Raw genomic sequence first — 16,092 nt, forward strand, 5'->3', positions numbered from 1 at the left:
GAAAGTAGGTTATCGTCAGGCTTGTTATTCGCAGTAGAGAAAAACCCCGCCAGCGATGGTGGGGTTTTTTTTCGTCTGGTGGTTTTGTTGGGTGCTGTCGGCTGACGCGCGCGGTGACACAAATACGTGTTGCAGCTGTTCCAAATTGATACATGGGCGGCCGGATGCGGGGCGTATACGCATGGCATGGCATTTGCTCTTCTTGGATATTCACTAAAAAACCAAGGAGACAAGCATGACCTATTCCATTCGTACCCTGCTCGGCATGGCGGCCGCCGGCGCCGTTGCCCTCACTTCCCTGCTGACCTTGCCGCATGCCTATGCGCACGGCAATGTGACGCCGCAGGGCGTCGATACCACGGGCTTGCCGAAGGTGGGCGACAAATGGCTCGAACAAAACCCGTATCGAGGCAACAAGCTGGCCCTGACGGTAGGCACCTCGGCCTACAACCAGAATTGCGCTCGCTGCCACGGCATCGAAGCCATTTCGGGCGGCATCGCGCCGGACCTGCGCCAGCTCGACCGTGATTGTTTCGGTATCAAGAACGAGACAAAGAAACAGGCTTGCTACAAGGAGACGGACAATTACTACCTGACCACCATCCGTCACGGTAAAGTGCGCAATGGCGCCGTGTACATGCCGCCGTTCGAAGGCGTGTTCAACCAGGAAGCCATGTGGGCCATCAAGACCTATCTGGAAACCCGCCGCGAATCCAACTAAGCCAAACTGATCACGAAGGAGTCCCATGCGTTCATTTCAACTCCGGGGCGTGCGCGCGATGATCTCGCTCGCTTGCCTGGCGCTGTGCGCAGCCGCGCCGGCGCATGCCGACTGGCAGAAAGTGCAGCAGTCGGGCAGCCTGAAAGTGGCTGTGTACAACGAGTTCGCGCCGTTTTCCGACAAGGGCGTTGGCATCGATATCGATATTGCCGAAGCGCTGGCGAAAAAGCTGGGCTTGAAACTGAGCTTGCTGCCATTTCCCGCCGGCGAAAACCTGAACGACGATTTGCGCAATATGGTGTGGAAGGGGCATTACCTCGGCTATGGCCCTGCCGACGTGATGCTGCATGTGCCGGTCGACAAGAAGTTGATGGCGGATAACGACAAGGTCGAGATTTTCGCGCCGTACTACGTGGAAACCGTGCGCCTGGCGCGCAGCGCGCAAACCGTGCCGCAATTCGACGGCGTCGCCTCGCTGGCAGGCAAGCGTATCGGCGTGGAAAAGGTGTCGATCGCGGCCATGCTGATGTTGGGCGAAGACAATGGCAAGTACCGCGACGACGTGCGCATCTTCGATACGGCCGCGGAAGCCTTGCAACAATTGCAGGCGGGCAAGCTCGACGCCGTGCTGGCCAACCGTTCGGAAATCGAATCGGTGCTGAAAAGCGATCCCGCTTTCCCCTTGAGCGAAGTGGCGTTCGCCCGCTTGCCGCGTGCCGGCTGGGCCGTGGGCCTGGCCGTCAGCAAGCAACAGCTCGACGTGGCCAAGTTGCTGCAGGCAGCCATGAACGAGATGGCGGCCAGCGGCGAATTGAAAACCATTTTTGAGAAATATGGCGTGAAGGAAGCGCGGCCCTGAAGTAGCTTGCTGGAGTTTAAAAGCCTGCGTATCGGAAGATACACGGGCTTTATTGTCATAAGAACGCCTGAAAAATGTTCAGGGCAAGGCGCATTGCCGCAGGCAGTACGAATAGTACGACCAGGCAATGCAACGCGGCCATGGACTTTTTTTCAGGTGTTCTTAAAACGAGTGCTGGGCGCTGACGCCCAGCAGCCAATTACGTCCCGGCGCCGCTTCATAGTAACGCTTGTTGCTGTCGCCGACGATGACGGAGCCCACGTAGGTCTTGTCGAAAAGATTGTTCAGGCGGGCAAATTCCTTGAAGCGCCAGTTCCCCACATTTTGTTTGGCGTTGAAGCGCGCATTGAACACCGTGTAGCCGGGCGCCGGTTTTTCACTGTTACTGTCTTCCGCGTAGACCTGGTTGCTGGCCACGCTTTCCAGCGCCGCGCCAAAGCGGTCCAGCGTGTCTTTCCAGGCCAGTTCCGCGAACAGGTTGGCGCTGGGCACACCAGGCAAACGACTGCCTTCGCGCACGCTGCCAAACGCCTGGTCATACACGGCGTGCAGGCTGGTCAGCGCCACTTTCGCCGTGAAGCCATATGGCAAGTTCGAGTCCAGCGACACTTCCATACCTTGGCGCAAGGTCTTGCCGGCATTGCGGTAGCTGGTGCGTCCGCCGCTGGAACTGTCGACCACCAGCTCGTCGTTGGTCTTGATCTGGAACACGGCCGCGTTCACGTGCGTGTTGTTGGCGATCCTGGCCTTGATGCCCGCTTCCAGGTTGGTGCTGGTGGCCGGCTTCAGCTGGTAATTGAAGCCGCCGCCGGTGCCCGAGTAAAACAGTTCGTTCAAGGTGGGCGCTTCGAAGCCGCGCGCGGCGCTGGCGTATACGTTGACGTCCGGCGTCAGTTTATACAGCAGACCCAGCACCGGTGTCGTGTGGCTGAACTCCAGGCTGCCGCTGTCGTTCCCATTGCTGAGATAGCGGTCGTTGACCGACACTTTCATCTTGCTGTAGCGCACACCTGCGCTGAGCAGCCATGCTCCGCTTTGCCATTCCGTCTGGATATACGGATCGAGGCTGGAGACGACGTCCTGCTCGTCGCGGCGCAGCTTGCCTTTCACGCCAAACGTGTTGCCGATGTAATTTTCATAGCCGGTGCGGTTATCGCTGGAGCGGCCATAGTCGATGCCAATAGTGGTGCTCAGCTTGCCGCCAGCCAGCTGGTTCACGTGCAGCCAATTGGTATCGATGCCATAGAACTCACGCTGGAAGTCGACCACGCCGCCCGAATGGCTGGCTGGCGCCTGGAAACCCTTGGTAAAAGCCTGGTACTGGATCACGTCGCGGTTGCCGCCATACACCATCACATGCAGGCGGTCATCGCCGAACGACTGTTCATAGGTGGCGCCGATCTGCTGGTGGTCGATGCTCTTGCGCGTGTTATAGCGCTCGGCCAGGGTGCGCTTCGGGTTTTGCGTGTCGCTCGCATCGGTTTCGCCGGCGCGCGGGTCGCGGGCAAACGTGGCCCAGGTAGCGCCCAGCGGATCTTGCGTGTTGCCCTGGTGCAGGCTGTTGGCAACGATGGTCAGCTTGCTGTCCACATTGGGCTTGACGGTGATCTTGCCGAACGCCTGTTCGCGCCTGGCGGCGCTGTGGTCGCGGAAACCGTCCGTGCGGAAGCGTGAACCGTCGAGCACGTAGCCGATGCCGCCGGCCTGTCCTTGGGCCGAGAGATCTACCTTGCTGGTGCCGAAACTGCCGCCCGTCACGTTCAGTTCGACGGATGGGGGATTTTGCCCATCCTTGGAAAACAGCTGGATCACACCGCCCGAGTGGTTGCCGTAGATGGCAGAAAACGGTCCGCGCAGCACTTCGATGCGCTCGGCCGTATCGAGGTTGAAGGTGGCGGCCTGGCCTTGCCCGTCGGGCATGCTGGCGGGAATGCCATCGCTGATCAGTTTGACGCCGCGTACGCCAAAGGCCGAGCGGGCGCCGAAGCCGCGCGACGAGATTTGTAAGTCTTGCGCGTAGTTCTGGCGGTTTTGCACGACCAAGCCCGGCACGGCGGCCAGCGCTTCCGACGCGTTCACGCGGATTTGCCCATCCTGGATGCGGGCGCTGTCGACGACGTCGATCGAGGCTGGCACTTCCTGGCTGGGATGGGCGATGCGGCTGCCGCTGATGACTACCGTGTCCATGAGTTGCCCGCCCGGATCTGCAGCCTCGGCGGCAAAGACGTGAGGGGCGAGGGTAGCGCTGCCGGCGACAAACAGGCTGGCGATGGTGTTCAGGCGGAAACGGTGCTGCATGCGGATTCTCCAATGTGAATAAAAGCCTGCTTGGTCGCGTGCGCGGCGCAGGTCTGCATCTGTGTATCAAGCAATATGCCTGCCATGTCTCCATTGGTAGGCTGAAATTATACGCGTGTCAGTGGCACGGCGTTTGCATACAGCAATTATCAGATGCGCCGATGCCGCGCGCTTTTCCTGTGTTTTGCCATCGAAAGGTGATTATGCCCAACTTCTTCTCGCGCTTGCGCCAGGTGTGCTGGCTGCTGCCAGCGCTTGCCTGCGCCTCCCTCCAGGCCGCTCCATTTGCTTATGTTCCCAATGAAAAATCGGGCACCTTGAGTGTGATCGACACGGCGACCGATCAGGTCGTGCGCCAGATTGCAGCCGGCAAGCGTCCGCGCGGCATCGCCGCCGACCCCACCGGGCGGCAATTGTTTGTCACGGATGCAGCCAGCAGCGCCTTGCTGCTGATCGATAACGCTGGCGGCGCCCCCCTGCGCACGGTGGCGCTGGGCAAGTCGCCCGAAGGCGTCAGCGCTTCGCAAGACGGTCATTACGTGGCCGTGGCCGTCGAGGAAAACAATAGCGTGGCCTTGCTCGATGGGCAGACGGGCGTCTTGCTCGCCGATATCAAGGTGCATGGACGCAATCCGGAACATGCCGTGTTCAGCCCGGATGGGCGCTGGCTGCTGGTCAGCGCGGAAGAGGCTGAACAAGTCGATGTCATTGATGTGGTGCAACGCCGCCAGGTGGCGTCCATCGCCGTGGGATTGCGCCCGCGCGGCATCGGTTTCAGTCCGGACTCGGGCCGCGCCTACGTGGCGTGCGAACTGGTCAATGCCGTCTACGTGATCGACATGGCCGCGCGCAAGACCATTGCCACCATTCCGGCTGGCAAGAATGCGAATGGCATCGTGGTCCATCCCAGCGGCAAGCAGGTGTATGTCTCGAACGGTATCGACGGCACGGTGATGGTGATTAACACAGCCAGCAACGAGGTCACTGCCACCATTCCCGTTGGCAAGCGCCCATGGAATATGGCCGTCACGCCCAATGGCGCCAAGCTGTATGTGGCCAATGGCCGCTCGAACAGCGTATCCGTCATCGATACGGCCAGCGCGCGCAAGGTGGCCGATATTGCCGTAGGTGAATTGCCATGGGGCGTGGTGATTCGCTAGTCCCACAGGAACAGGTGTTCCAGTCTGGTACACCTGTTCCATTGTGCAGCGGCTCAAGCCCGGGCATGCGCTGAAAAGCGCACCGGTATTGACGCCGCGCCCTTGCAACAAGGGTAAAAGCGGCTAAGTTTGTAGTGGGATGGCGAGCTGGCACGGCATTTGCGGAAGACTCCGTGTACTCACCCCATCTGTACCAGGACGTTTGATTTTAATTAAGTAATTCCATTCTAATTAACCCGATAGAGGACGACATGAATCTCGCAGACATCAGCAAACTGGGCGTAGCCAATCCCTTCAAACAACGCTATGACAATTACATTGGCGGCAAATTCGTTGCCCCAGTAAAAGGTGAATACTTTCCTAACATCACGCCGATTACGGGCTTGCCATTTTGCGAAATCGCCCGTTCCACGGCGGAAGACGTCGAGCTGGCATTGGACGCCGCCCATGCCGCGAAGGATGCCTGGGGCAAGACGTCGCCTGCCGAGCGCGCCAATATCCTGAACCGCATCGCCGACCGCATCGAACAGAACCTGGGTCTGATCGCTACGGCCGAAACCATCGACAACGGCAAGCCCATCCGCGAAACGATGAACGCCGACATTCCGCTGGCCATCGACCATTTCCGTTATTTTGCCGGCTGCATCCGCGCGCAGGAAGGTTCCGTCGCGCAAATCGATGCGGAAACCTATGCCTACCACTACCACGAGCCGCTCGGTGTCGTGGGCCAGATCATTCCGTGGAATTTCCCGATTTTGATGGCCGTATGGAAACTGGCGCCAGCCCTGGCCGCCGGCAATTGCGTGGTGCTCAAACCGGCCGAGCAGACGCCGGCGTCCATCATGGTGTTGATCGAGCTGATCGGCGACTTGCTGCCGCCGGGCGTGCTGAACATCATCAACGGTTTCGGACTGGAAGCGGGCAAGCCGCTGGCCTCGAGCAAGCGCATCGCCAAGATCGCCTTTACGGGGGAAACGGGCACGGGCCGCTTGATCATGGGTTACGCCGCGCAGAACCTGATTCCCGTCACCCTGGAACTGGGCGGCAAGTCGCCGAACATCTTCTTTGAAGACGTGATGGATGCCGACGACGAGTATTTCGACAAGTGCCTGGAAGGTTTTGCCATGTTCGCGCTGAACCAGGGGGAGGTGTGCACCTGCCCATCGCGCGTGCTGATCCAGGAATCGATCTACGAGAAATTCATCGAACGCGCCCTGAAGCGTGTGGCGGCCATCAAGCAGGGCAATCCGCTCGATTCGTCCACCATGATCGGTGCGCAGGCGTCGCAGGAGCAGCTGGAGAAAATCATGTCCTACCTCGACATCGGCCGCCAGGAAGGCGCCGAAGTGCTGGCCGGCGGCGAGCGCAACACGCAGGCGGGCGACCTGGAAGGCGGCTACTACGTGCGTCCGACCGTGTTCAAGGGCAACAACAAGATGCGCATCTTCCAGGAAGAAATCTTTGGACCGGTCGTGTCCGTGACCACTTTCAAGGATGAAGCCGACGCGCTGGCGATTGCCAACGATACCTTGTACGGCCTGGGGGCCGGATTGTGGACGCGCGACGGTTCGCGCGCCTTCCGCATGGGACGCGCCATCCAGGCGGGCCGCGTGTGGACGAATTGCTACCACCTGTATCCAGCCCACGCCGCGTTCGGCGGCTACAAGCAATCGGGTATCGGCCGCGAAAACCACAAGATGATGCTTGATCACTACCAGCAAACGAAGAACTTGCTGGTGAGCTATAGCCCGAAAGCGCTGGGCTTCTTCTAAACCGGTACACGTGCCGCGCCTGTCAATCCAGGCGCGGCGCGCAGAAAGGGATGCCATGAGTGTAGCAATCGCCCGGGTGGTCGCCACCGATGCGGCGCTGGAAATGATGGACAAGTTGCGCCAGCGTCACGGCCCGCTGATGTTTTTCCAGTCGGGCGGTTGCTGCGACGGCAGTACGCCCATGTGCTACGCGCTGGGCGAGTTCGATGTCAGCGACACCGACATCTATCTCGGCAATTTGAATGGCACACCGTTCTACATGGGACTCGAGCAATTCGAGTACTGGGAGCATACCCAGTTGATTATCGATGTGGTCGATGGCAATGGCGGCATGTTTTCACTCGACAACGGCACGGGCAAGCGCTTTTTGACGCGTTCGCGCCTGTTCACCGATGAAGAGTGCGCCTTGTTGCATGCCCAGCCGCATGAGCACCGCAAGACTTGATACACATACTAATAAATCAGAGGGAGATGATTGTGCAGAAAAAAATCATGGGGATACTCGTCGGTTTGAGTTTGGCATCGCTGGTCCAGGCGGCCGACGTGGGCAATGTCACCAATGCCATGCTCGACAACACGGCGAAGAATCCGGCCAGCGTCCTGTCGTTCGGCATGGGCACGCAGGGCCAGCGCTATTCGCCGTTGACGCAGATCAATGACAAGACGGTGGCCAAGCTGGTGCCGGCCTGGTCGTTCTCGTTTGGCGGCGAAAAACAGCGGGGCCAGGAATCGCAGCCGCTGATTCACAACGGCAAGATGTTCGTTACGGCATCGTATTCGCGCATCTTTGCCGTCGACTTGAAAACGGGCGCCAAACTGTGGAAGTATGAGCATCGCTTGCCGGACGGCATCATGCCATGCTGCGACGTGGTCAACCGTGGCGCCGCCCTGTATGGCAACCTGGTGATCTTCGGCACGCTCGACGCCTACCTGGTGGCGCTGGACCAGAACACGGGCAAGATCGTCTGGAAGGAAAAGGTCGACGATTATGCGGCCGGCTACTCGATGACGGCCGCGCCGCTGATCGCCGAAGGCTTGCTGCTGACGGGCGTGTCGGGCGGCGAATTCGGCATCGTGGGCCGGGTCGAAGCGCGCAACCCGATGACGGGCGACCTCGTGTGGAGTCGTCCGACGGTAGAGGGCCACATGGGCCACCGATACGACAAGGATGGCAAGGCCATCGACAACGGTATTTCGGGAACGGTGAACAAGACCTGGCCCGGCGACCTGTGGAAAACGGGGGGCGCTTCGACGTGGATGGGTGGCACCTACGATCCGCAAACCAAGCTCGCCTACTTTGGCACGGGCAACCCGGCGCCATGGAACAGCCACTTGCGTCCCGGCGACAATCTGTACTCGTCGTCCACCGTGGCGCTGGACGTGAAAACGGGCCAGATCAAGTGGGCGTATCAAAATACGCCGAACGATGCCTGGGATTTCGACGGCGCCAACGAGTTCGTCACCTTCGACATGGATGGCAAGCGCTACGGCGGCAAGGCCGACCGCAACGGCTTCTTTTATGTGATCGACGCCAACACGGGCAAGCTGCAGAACGCCTTTCCGTTTGTGAAGAAAATCACCTGGGCCAGCAGCATCGACCTGAAGACGGGCCGGCCGAACTACATCGCCGCCGGCCGCCCTGGCGACCCGACCAAGGGCGAGGAAGGCAAGAAGGGTACGACTGTGTTTGCCGCGCCCGCTTTCCTCGGCGCAAAAAATCAGATGCCGATGGCGTACTCGCCGCAAACCAAGCTGTTCTATGTGCCGGCGAACGAATGGGGCATGGATATCTGGAATGAGCCGATCAGCTACAAGAAGGGCGGCGCTTTCCTCGGCGCCGGTTTCACCATCAAGCCCTTGTTTGACGACTACATTGGCGCCATGCGCGCCGTCGATCCGAAGACGGGCAAGATCGTGTGGGAAATCAAGAACAACGCGCCGCTGTGGGGCGGCGTGATGAGCACGGCCGGCAATCTGGTGTTCTATGGTACGCCGGAAGGTTTCCTGAAAGCCGTCGACGCGAAGACGGGCAAGGAGTTGTGGAAATTCCAGACGGGCTCCGGCGTCGTGGCGCCACCCGTCACCTGGCAGGATGGTGACACGCAATACGTGGCCGTCGTATCCGGCTGGGGTGGCGCGGTACCGCTGTGGGGCGGCGAAGTGGCGAAGAAGGTCAACTTCCTGGAACAGGGCGGTTCCGTGTGGGTCTTCAAGCTGGCATCGAAGTAACGGGGTGAAACATCCGGGCCACACGGATGGGTGTCTCCCTGTCCGCCGGGTGTTTTCTTTTTGCTGACGGCCCAGGCCGTCAGTTTTTTGTTTACCTGGATGGCCGATACGCATACTTGCGGTCAAAAAATGAACATTGTCAGTGGCGATTGATCCGCCGCTGCACACGTTCAAAACGCTTTTTCTCTTTTTCCCTCTGGGCCACGCTGGGCACGCTTATTGCCAAAGCTTGAGGTACATCAATCACTGGTGTGCACACTAAAAACAGACAAGAAAGAGGAGAAGAAATGAACACATGGATCAAGCTGAGGAGCCTCGGTGTCATGACAATCGCTGCGGTGGGACAGGCGCAAGCCGTCGATATCAAGGCTGGCGACTGGACCGTGTCGGTGGGCGGCATCGTCAACGCCTACTACACCCAAGTGTCGTGTTCGGGCGATGCGGTGGGCGGGCTGGCGCTGGGCGGCCAGGCGCTCGGTTGCGGCGGAGAAAAGGACCGCACCACGATCGGCAACGGCTTGCTGCCCAACGGCTTGATCACCTCGGCGAGCTCGCGGCTGGGCGAGTACGACGTGAAAGCCTTGATTGGTATCTACAACTCGACGGCCACGGACAGCGCCATCAGCCAGAACAGCGTGGTCGACGTACGCCAGGCCTTCTTTACGTTTGGCAATGAGCAGATGGGCACCTTCAAGCTGGGCCGCGACTACGGCATCTTCGGCGCGAACGCGATTCTGTCCGACATGACCTTGCTGGGCTCTGGCGCACCGGTGCAGGCGACGCAGCGGGGCCGGGTGACCCTGGGCCATATCGGCGCCGGCTACACCTATCTGGGCAATTATGGCCAGGTCATGTACAGCTCGCCGAAGTCGAGCGGCGTTGGCGTCGACGTGGCGCTGGTCAGCCCCGTCTCCGATACGCCCATCGTGGCAGGCTCGACCTATTCTTCGAAGTCGAGCCCGCAAGTGCAGGCGCAGCTGACGTATGCGCAGGAAGGCTTGAAAGCGTGGCTGGGCGTGAAGTCGCAAAAATTCACGTCGAAAACGCCAGGTGTCGATGACCTGACCATGCGCGGCGTGGAAGTGGGCGGTTCGTACCAGATGGGCCCGGCTGGAGTGCTGGTCAACTTCCAGGGCGGCAAGGGATTGGGGATTCTTTCCGATGCGGACCAGGGCGATACCAAGTCGAAGAACTGGCTGCTGCAAGGCACGTATAAAACGACGGACAAGCTGAAGCTGGGCTTGTCCTACGGCATCAGCAAAAACGATGACAACACGGCCGGCACGGGCGGCTTGAAGTCGAACGCCAACCTGACCTTGGGCGCGTATTACTCGCTCAACAGCGCGATCACCCTGGTAGGCGAGCTGGGCCAGACGCGTTCGAAAGGTTTTGCCGGCGGCGAAGCGAAGATGAATGGCGTGTCCCTGGGCGGCATTATTTTCTTCTAACTCAACAACGCGGCGCCTTGGGACAGGGCGCCGCACGGAGCACCTTGCATGCGGATAATGCGCTTGTTCATAGTCTGCTGGCTATTCCTGTTTATCCTGGGACAGGCTTGGGCCGGTGTGCTGACCAAGTCCGAACTGGCACGGCGCTTTCCTGCTCCCATCGTCGTGGGCGACAAGGAGACCGATTTGCCCGTCTGGCCTTTGTTCCGCCAAAACGCGACGGCGATCGAACTGGTCGGCTACGTTTTTGAATCGGTGGATCTGGCGCCCATTCCAGGCTTTTCCGGCGTGCCCGTCAATTTGCTGATCGCCATCGATCCGAAAGGCAGTTTTCTCGACGTCGCCGTGCTGTCGCAGCACGAACCCGTGTTTCTCGACGGCCTCGGTGAAGCGCCGCTGTTTCAGTTCGTCAAGCAGTATCAGGGCTTGTCGCTGAAACAGAATATAGCCATCGATGCACGAACCAAGCGCGCGCCGGATGCGACCCACGCCGATATCGATGGCGTATCGAAGGCCACGGCTTCCGTGCGCATCATCAACCAGAGCGTGCTGGCCTCGGCCCTGAAAGTGTCGCGCAAAAAACTGGGTTTTGCGCAAGGCCGCGACCCGGACCAGATCGCCCGCATCCGCATGGAGGTATTCGAGAAACTCGGTGTGGCGCAGATGCTCGAGCGCGGATTGATCCAGCATGTGCGCTTGAGCAACAAGGACGTGGAAGCCTTGTTTGCGGGGAGTCCCGGAGCCGGACTCGAACCGGAAGCCGCGCGCGATCCGGACGGCGTGTTCATCGACCTGTACCTGGCGTACGTCTCAGTTCCCACGGTGGGGCGCAACCTGTTGACGGAACGCAGCTGGAACAAATTGCGCAACCGGCTTGACGAGGGCGACCACGCCATTCTCATCATGTCGCACGGGCGCTATAGCGTGCTGGGCGACGATTTCGTGCGCGGCACTGTCCCGGACCGCTTGTTGCTGAAACAGGATGGCTTGCCCATCGACATGCGCGACCTGGATCTGGACTTGAGCTTGTCCGATGCGGGGCCATTGCCGACGGAAAATATCGTCGCATTGCGCATCATCAGCCAGGCAGGACTCGATGCGGCCAGCCCGCTGGCGTTCACGCTGCCGATTACGCGCAGCAAGGGCATCGTGTATCCGGAGCGCATCGCGCGCAACATGGATTTCAATTATCGCCTGCCGGCCGAGTTCTCTACGGCGCCGCAAGGCGACGATGCCACGTGGCGCGGCACGTGGCAGGGACGCAAGGCCGAGTTGCTGCTATTGGTGACCGGGCTGGCGCTGCTGGCCGGCGCACTGGCCTGGCAGAAACGCCTGGTGCGCGATGGCCGCCAATTTGCGTGGTTTCGCCGCCTGTTCCTGGTGTTTACCATTGGCTTCATCGGCTATTACGCGCAGGGGCAATTATCGATCGTCAATATCACGGGCGCGCTCCAGGCGCTGCTGGCGGGGCGCAGCCTGGGCTTTTTCCTGTTCGATCCGATGACGGTAGTTCTGTGGGCGTTCGTGCTGCTCAGCCTGCTTGTCTGGGGACGGGGCACGTTTTGCGGCTGGCTGTGTCCGTTTGGAGCGCTGCAGGAATTCACGGGCAAGCTGGGCCAGTGGCTGCGCTTGCCTCAGTGGAAGATCAAGCCGCGCCTCGACGGGCGCTTGAAATGGATCAAGTATGGCTTGCTGGCGGCCATTCTGGGCAGCAGCCTGTTTTCCAGCCAGATCACGGACAAGCTGGTCGAGCTGGAACCGTTCAAGACGGCCATCACCCTGAATTTCGTGCGCGCCTGGCCGTTTGTTGCGTATGCCGTGGGTTTGCTGCTGCTCAGCAGCGTTTCCTATAAATTCTTTTGCCGCTATCTGTGCCCGTTTGGCGCGGCGCTGGCGCTGCTGGGACGGTTTCGTCTGTTCAACTGGATTCCCCGTCGCAAGGAGTGTGGCACGCCGTGCCAGACTTGCCGCCACCGGTGCGAGCATCACGCCATCGCGCCGAGCGGGAAGGTCGATTACGGTGAATGTTTCCAGTGCATGGATTGCGTGGTGATTTATGCCAGTGATGAAAAATGCGCACCCTTGATGCTGGAAATCAAGCGAGCCCGCACGATACCCATTGCCCATGCCGCGGCAGAGGAGAGCAGCAATGCAGCGTAGAACCTTTATTTCAGCAGCGATAGGCAGCGTGACCGGCATGGCGGGCTTGTCATTGCCTGGCAGCATGGCGCGCGGCACAGCCACGGCCTCCGGCGTGCGCCCTTATCAAGGCGCTGCGTTGGCGTTTGGCACGACGATCGCCGTCACCGTGTTGCACCACGATCAGCGCCAGGCCGAGCTGGCCATCGAGGATGCCTTGCATGCGGCCAGGAATATCGACCGCCTGATGAGCATTTACAGTCCCGCCAGCCAAGTCTTCCAGCTGAACCGTGACGGCCGCCTGGCCCGGCCGGACGCCCATTTGCTGGCCGTGCTGTCACAGGCGCAAACCTTGTCGCAATGGAGCAATGGGGCGTTTGACATCACGGTACAACCTTTATGGCAGCTGTTTCGCGCGGCGGCAGACCAGGCCGGCTTGCCTGCGCAAGCATTGCGGCGCGAAGCGCAGGCGCGGGTAGGCTGGCGGCAATTGGCGTGGGACAAACGCGAAGTGCGTTTCCTGCAGCCCGGCATGGCGTTGACCTTGAATGGTCTGGCGCAAGGTTACGCGGCGGACATGGCGCTGACGGCCGTGCAGGCGCGCGGCATACGGCACGCGCTGCTGGACACGGGCGAATTCGTTGCACGCGGGCAGCGTTCCGTGCGCCGTCCCTGGAGCTTGGGCATCCAGGATCCGCGGGACGCAGAAATCCTGGCGGCCACCTTGAAAGTGGAAGGGCGCAGCGTGGCCACCTCGGGCGACTACGAGTACACGTTCACACCCGACTTCGTGCATCACCACATCTTCGACCCTTCGAAGGGCGATTCGCCGCGCGAACTGGCCAGCGTGACGGTGCTGGCGCCCACGGGCTTGCTGGCCGATGGCTTGTCGACGACCTTCATGGTGACGGGCGCGGCGCGTGCGCATGCAATGGCCGCGCGGATGGACGGCGTCGACCTGATGACCATCGACAAACAGGGCCGGCGCCAGATGTCGCCCGGCTTTTCCCGTCTTCTCTAGGCTAGGTTATTTCAGATGCGGCACCTTGCGATAGATCGTGTTGCGCGACACGCCCAACGCCCGCGCCGTGGCCGAGACGTTGCCGCCGTGGGCATCGAGCGACTTGAGAATGACGCTCTGTTCCATCTCTTCCAGGTTGGCGCCGGCGGCGATCATGCGGTCCGTGCTGACGCTGGCGGCAGTCGCTTGCGTCATTTCAATATCATCGAGGAAATCATCGGGCATGTGGCGTAGACAGATTTCATGTTCGTGGCCTGCCATGACGATGGCCGTGCGCAACAGATTGGTCAGCTGGCGGAAGTTGCCCGGCCATTTATGCTGGTGGAACATGCGCAAGATGTCCGGCGCCACCGTGTAGCGCGTATCGGGCGCTTCCGTCGCGAGGATTTTTTTCACGACCGTGTCCAGGTCCGAGCGCTCGCGCAGCGGCGGCAGTTTTACCACCAGGCCATTCAGGCGGTAATACAGGTCTTCGCGGAACAATCCCTTGGCCATGCGTTCGCGCAAGTTGTGATTCGTGGCGCAAATGAGTTCCACATTGACAGTGATCGATTTGCTGCTGCCCAGCGGGGTGACCATGCGTTCCTGCAGCACGCGCAACAGGCGCGCCTGCAAACCAAACGGCATGTCGCCGATTTCATCGAGGAACAGGGTGCCTCCATTGGCTTGCAGGATCTTGCCGATGGCGCCCTTCTTGCGCGCGCCTGTAAACGCCCCGTCTTCATAGCCGAACAGTTCGGACTCGATCAGGGTTTCCGGGATCGATGCGCAGTTGACGGCGATAAACGGTCCCATGGCGCGCGGCGAATCGTTGTGGATGGCTTGCGCCAGCAATTCCTTGCCGGTCCCTGTTTCGCCCATGACGAGGATGGGGATGTCGCGGCCCAGTACCTTGTTGACCTTTTCGATCACCAATTCCAGTTGCGGATCGCCCGTGCGCAAGTAGCGCAAGCCAGACAGGCGCCGCGCCGCGTTGGCCGCATGGCTGGCCGGCGCGGGAACTTGGGCGGGGGCGGCGTTGATATCGCTATTGTCGATATTGGATGCAAAGCCATGTTGGAAGGCACTATTGGCTAATCGCAACTGCGCGCGCCCATATACGCGTACGCCGCTGTGCATGCACAGGTTCAGCAAACCGGGTGAGGCCGTGCGGTAATGGTCGTACAGGGCAGAAACGGGCAAGCCGAACAGGGAGCTGAAGGTGTGTGATTGCAGTGCGGCAAATGACAGACCCAGCTGGAACAAGCCATTCTTGTTGGCCGATAAGAACCGGCCTCCCGGCGTGAATGAGGCGATGCCTTCCATTAAGGTCCCGATGAATTCGGGACGCGCGTGGAAGTGCACGGTGATGGCGTCTTCGAAGGTGGCGGAAAACAGCTGATTTTCGATCATCAGCGCCGACATGCGCACGAGGGCCATCGTATGCTTGTGGAAACTGCGCTGGTCGCTGGAGACATCGAGCACGCCGATGACGTTGCCCCGGTGGTCGGTGATCGGTGCTGCGGAGCACGTGAGGAAATGATTGGCGGCCAGGTAATGCTGGTCCGCATGGACCAAAGTCGGTACTTTTTCCGTGATGGCCGTGCCGATGGCATTCGTGCCGCGGCTTTGTTCCGACCATGCCACGCCCGGTTGCAAAGCGACCCGGTTGGCTTTCTCCAGAAAATCATCGTCGCCCAGTGAATGCACGATGACGCCGTTGGCATCCGTCAAGATCACCATATTGTGGGTGTTGACGATTTGCTGGTACAGGGTTTCCATGGCGGGCAGCGCGTGCGTGTGCAGCAGGCGGTTTTGCTCGATCAGCAAGGACAGGTCGGATTTGCCGGCCGGCGTAAAGTCGGGCGTGGCCGTGGGCGACAGGCCAAAGGCGACTGAGCGCTGATGGGACGTTTCAATGATGACGGGAACGTTGTCTTGTCCTGCCGGTGGTATGTTCGCGTCCGCGATGGACGAAAACGGTGCGCTACGGTAAGTAGCTGACGGTTGATACATGATCTCGTTGCCTCCGTTGGGCCCTGTACTGCGGCGCTCTTTTGAATATCGAGAGTGTTCCATAATGTAGCACCTGTCACAGATGGGAGCAAAGCAAAGCGAACCGGGCTATCCCCAGTGTTGCTGCCAGGCCCAGAGTTGCTCTCATCAGTGACAGTGCCTATGTCGGTATAAGCAAGTGCGGTGCCAGGGCCGTTTCGCAGGGTGGAAAAATAGCCCTTGCAGGTCGCGCAGGCCAGGGCTATAATTCGCCCCCTCGCTGAACGATGTATGCAAATGCTGAATGAGACGAGAAAAAAAGAAGGTTGACGAAATGCTGCAAACGCTTCATACTCTTCCTTCTTCGCAGCTGGCAAACACAACGCTTTGTCGATAGCGCGAAAGTAGCACCGAATGCAGTTCTTTAACAATTAACAGTCGATAAGTGTGGGCATTTGATGTAAGTGCAGC

At 60.1% G+C, this 16,092-nt stretch carries 11 protein-coding genes; 9 read left to right on the forward strand and 2 right to left on the reverse strand.

Going from position 1 to position 16,092, the window contains the following annotated elements:
- The first annotated feature begins 235 nt into the window (after positions 1-235).
- Both pedF and VM94_RS05405 read left to right on the forward strand, forming a co-directional pair.
- Positions 236-721, forward strand: coding sequence for a cytochrome c-550 PedF (gene pedF / locus VM94_RS05400; RefSeq protein ID WP_034756828.1), 486 nt, complete (start codon positions 236-238; stop codon positions 719-721).
- A gap of 25 nt (positions 722-746) precedes the next feature.
- A complete protein-coding gene (locus tag VM94_RS05405; RefSeq protein ID WP_052755540.1) occupies positions 747-1,580 on the forward strand; it encodes a substrate-binding periplasmic protein in 834 nt (277 codons plus the stop codon).
- A gap of 162 nt (positions 1,581-1,742) precedes the next feature.
- On the opposite strand, the gene VM94_RS05410 is transcribed toward VM94_RS05405, so the two are convergent.
- Complete coding sequence (locus tag VM94_RS05410) at positions 1,743-3,878, reverse strand: TonB-dependent receptor family protein (protein WP_046682549.1); 2,136 nt, start codon at positions 3,876-3,878, stop codon at positions 1,743-1,745.
- Positions 3,879-4,081: 203 nt separating this feature from the next.
- Here VM94_RS05410 and VM94_RS05415 point away from each other — a divergent pair, with 203 nt between their 5' ends.
- The 7 genes from VM94_RS05415 to VM94_RS05445 all read left to right on the forward strand — a co-directional run bounded on the left by VM94_RS05415 (position 4,082) and on the right by VM94_RS05445 (position 13,647).
- A complete protein-coding gene (locus tag VM94_RS05415; RefSeq protein WP_046682550.1) occupies positions 4,082-5,038 on the forward strand; it encodes a beta-propeller fold lactonase family protein in 957 nt (318 codons plus the stop codon).
- Between the two features lie 251 nt (positions 5,039-5,289).
- A complete protein-coding gene (adh, locus tag VM94_RS05420) occupies positions 5,290-6,810 on the forward strand; it encodes an aldehyde dehydrogenase (protein ID WP_046682551.1) in 1,521 nt (506 codons plus the stop codon).
- Between the two features lie 55 nt (positions 6,811-6,865).
- Positions 6,866-7,255: a DUF779 domain-containing protein gene (locus tag VM94_RS05425; protein ID WP_046682552.1), complete on the forward strand. Its 390-nt coding sequence runs from the start codon at positions 6,866-6,868 to the stop codon at positions 7,253-7,255.
- Positions 7,256-7,302: 47 nt separating this feature from the next.
- Positions 7,303-9,039: a PQQ-dependent methanol/ethanol family dehydrogenase gene (locus VM94_RS05430; RefSeq protein WP_082127576.1), complete on the forward strand. Its 1,737-nt coding sequence runs from the start codon at positions 7,303-7,305 to the stop codon at positions 9,037-9,039.
- Positions 9,040-9,362: 323 nt separating this feature from the next.
- On the forward strand, positions 9,363-10,487 hold the full coding sequence (locus VM94_RS05435; protein ID WP_235432846.1) for a porin: 1,125 nt from the start codon (positions 9,363-9,365) through the stop codon (positions 10,485-10,487).
- A gap of 57 nt (positions 10,488-10,544) precedes the next feature.
- The gene (locus tag VM94_RS05440) at positions 10,545-12,647 is read left to right on the forward strand and encodes a 4Fe-4S binding protein (RefSeq protein WP_235432848.1); all 2,103 of its coding nucleotides are present in this window, start codon (positions 10,545-10,547) and stop codon (positions 12,645-12,647) included.
- Positions 12,637-13,647: an FAD:protein FMN transferase gene (locus VM94_RS05445; RefSeq protein WP_052755541.1), complete on the forward strand. Its 1,011-nt coding sequence runs from the start codon at positions 12,637-12,639 to the stop codon at positions 13,645-13,647. The genes VM94_RS05440 and VM94_RS05445 overlap by 11 nt, the downstream gene beginning before the upstream one ends.
- Before the next feature lie 6 nt (positions 13,648-13,653).
- Here the strand turns inward: VM94_RS05445 and VM94_RS05450 are convergent, their stop codons facing one another.
- On the reverse strand, positions 13,654-15,642 hold the full coding sequence (locus VM94_RS05450) for a sigma-54-dependent Fis family transcriptional regulator (RefSeq protein WP_235432849.1): 1,989 nt from the start codon (positions 15,640-15,642) through the stop codon (positions 13,654-13,656).
- Positions 15,643-16,092: the final 450 nt, after the last annotated feature.

The organism is Janthinobacterium sp. KBS0711 (assembly GCF_000988085.1).
Lineage (GTDB): Bacteria > Pseudomonadota > Gammaproteobacteria > Burkholderiales > Burkholderiaceae_D > Janthinobacterium > Janthinobacterium lividum_E.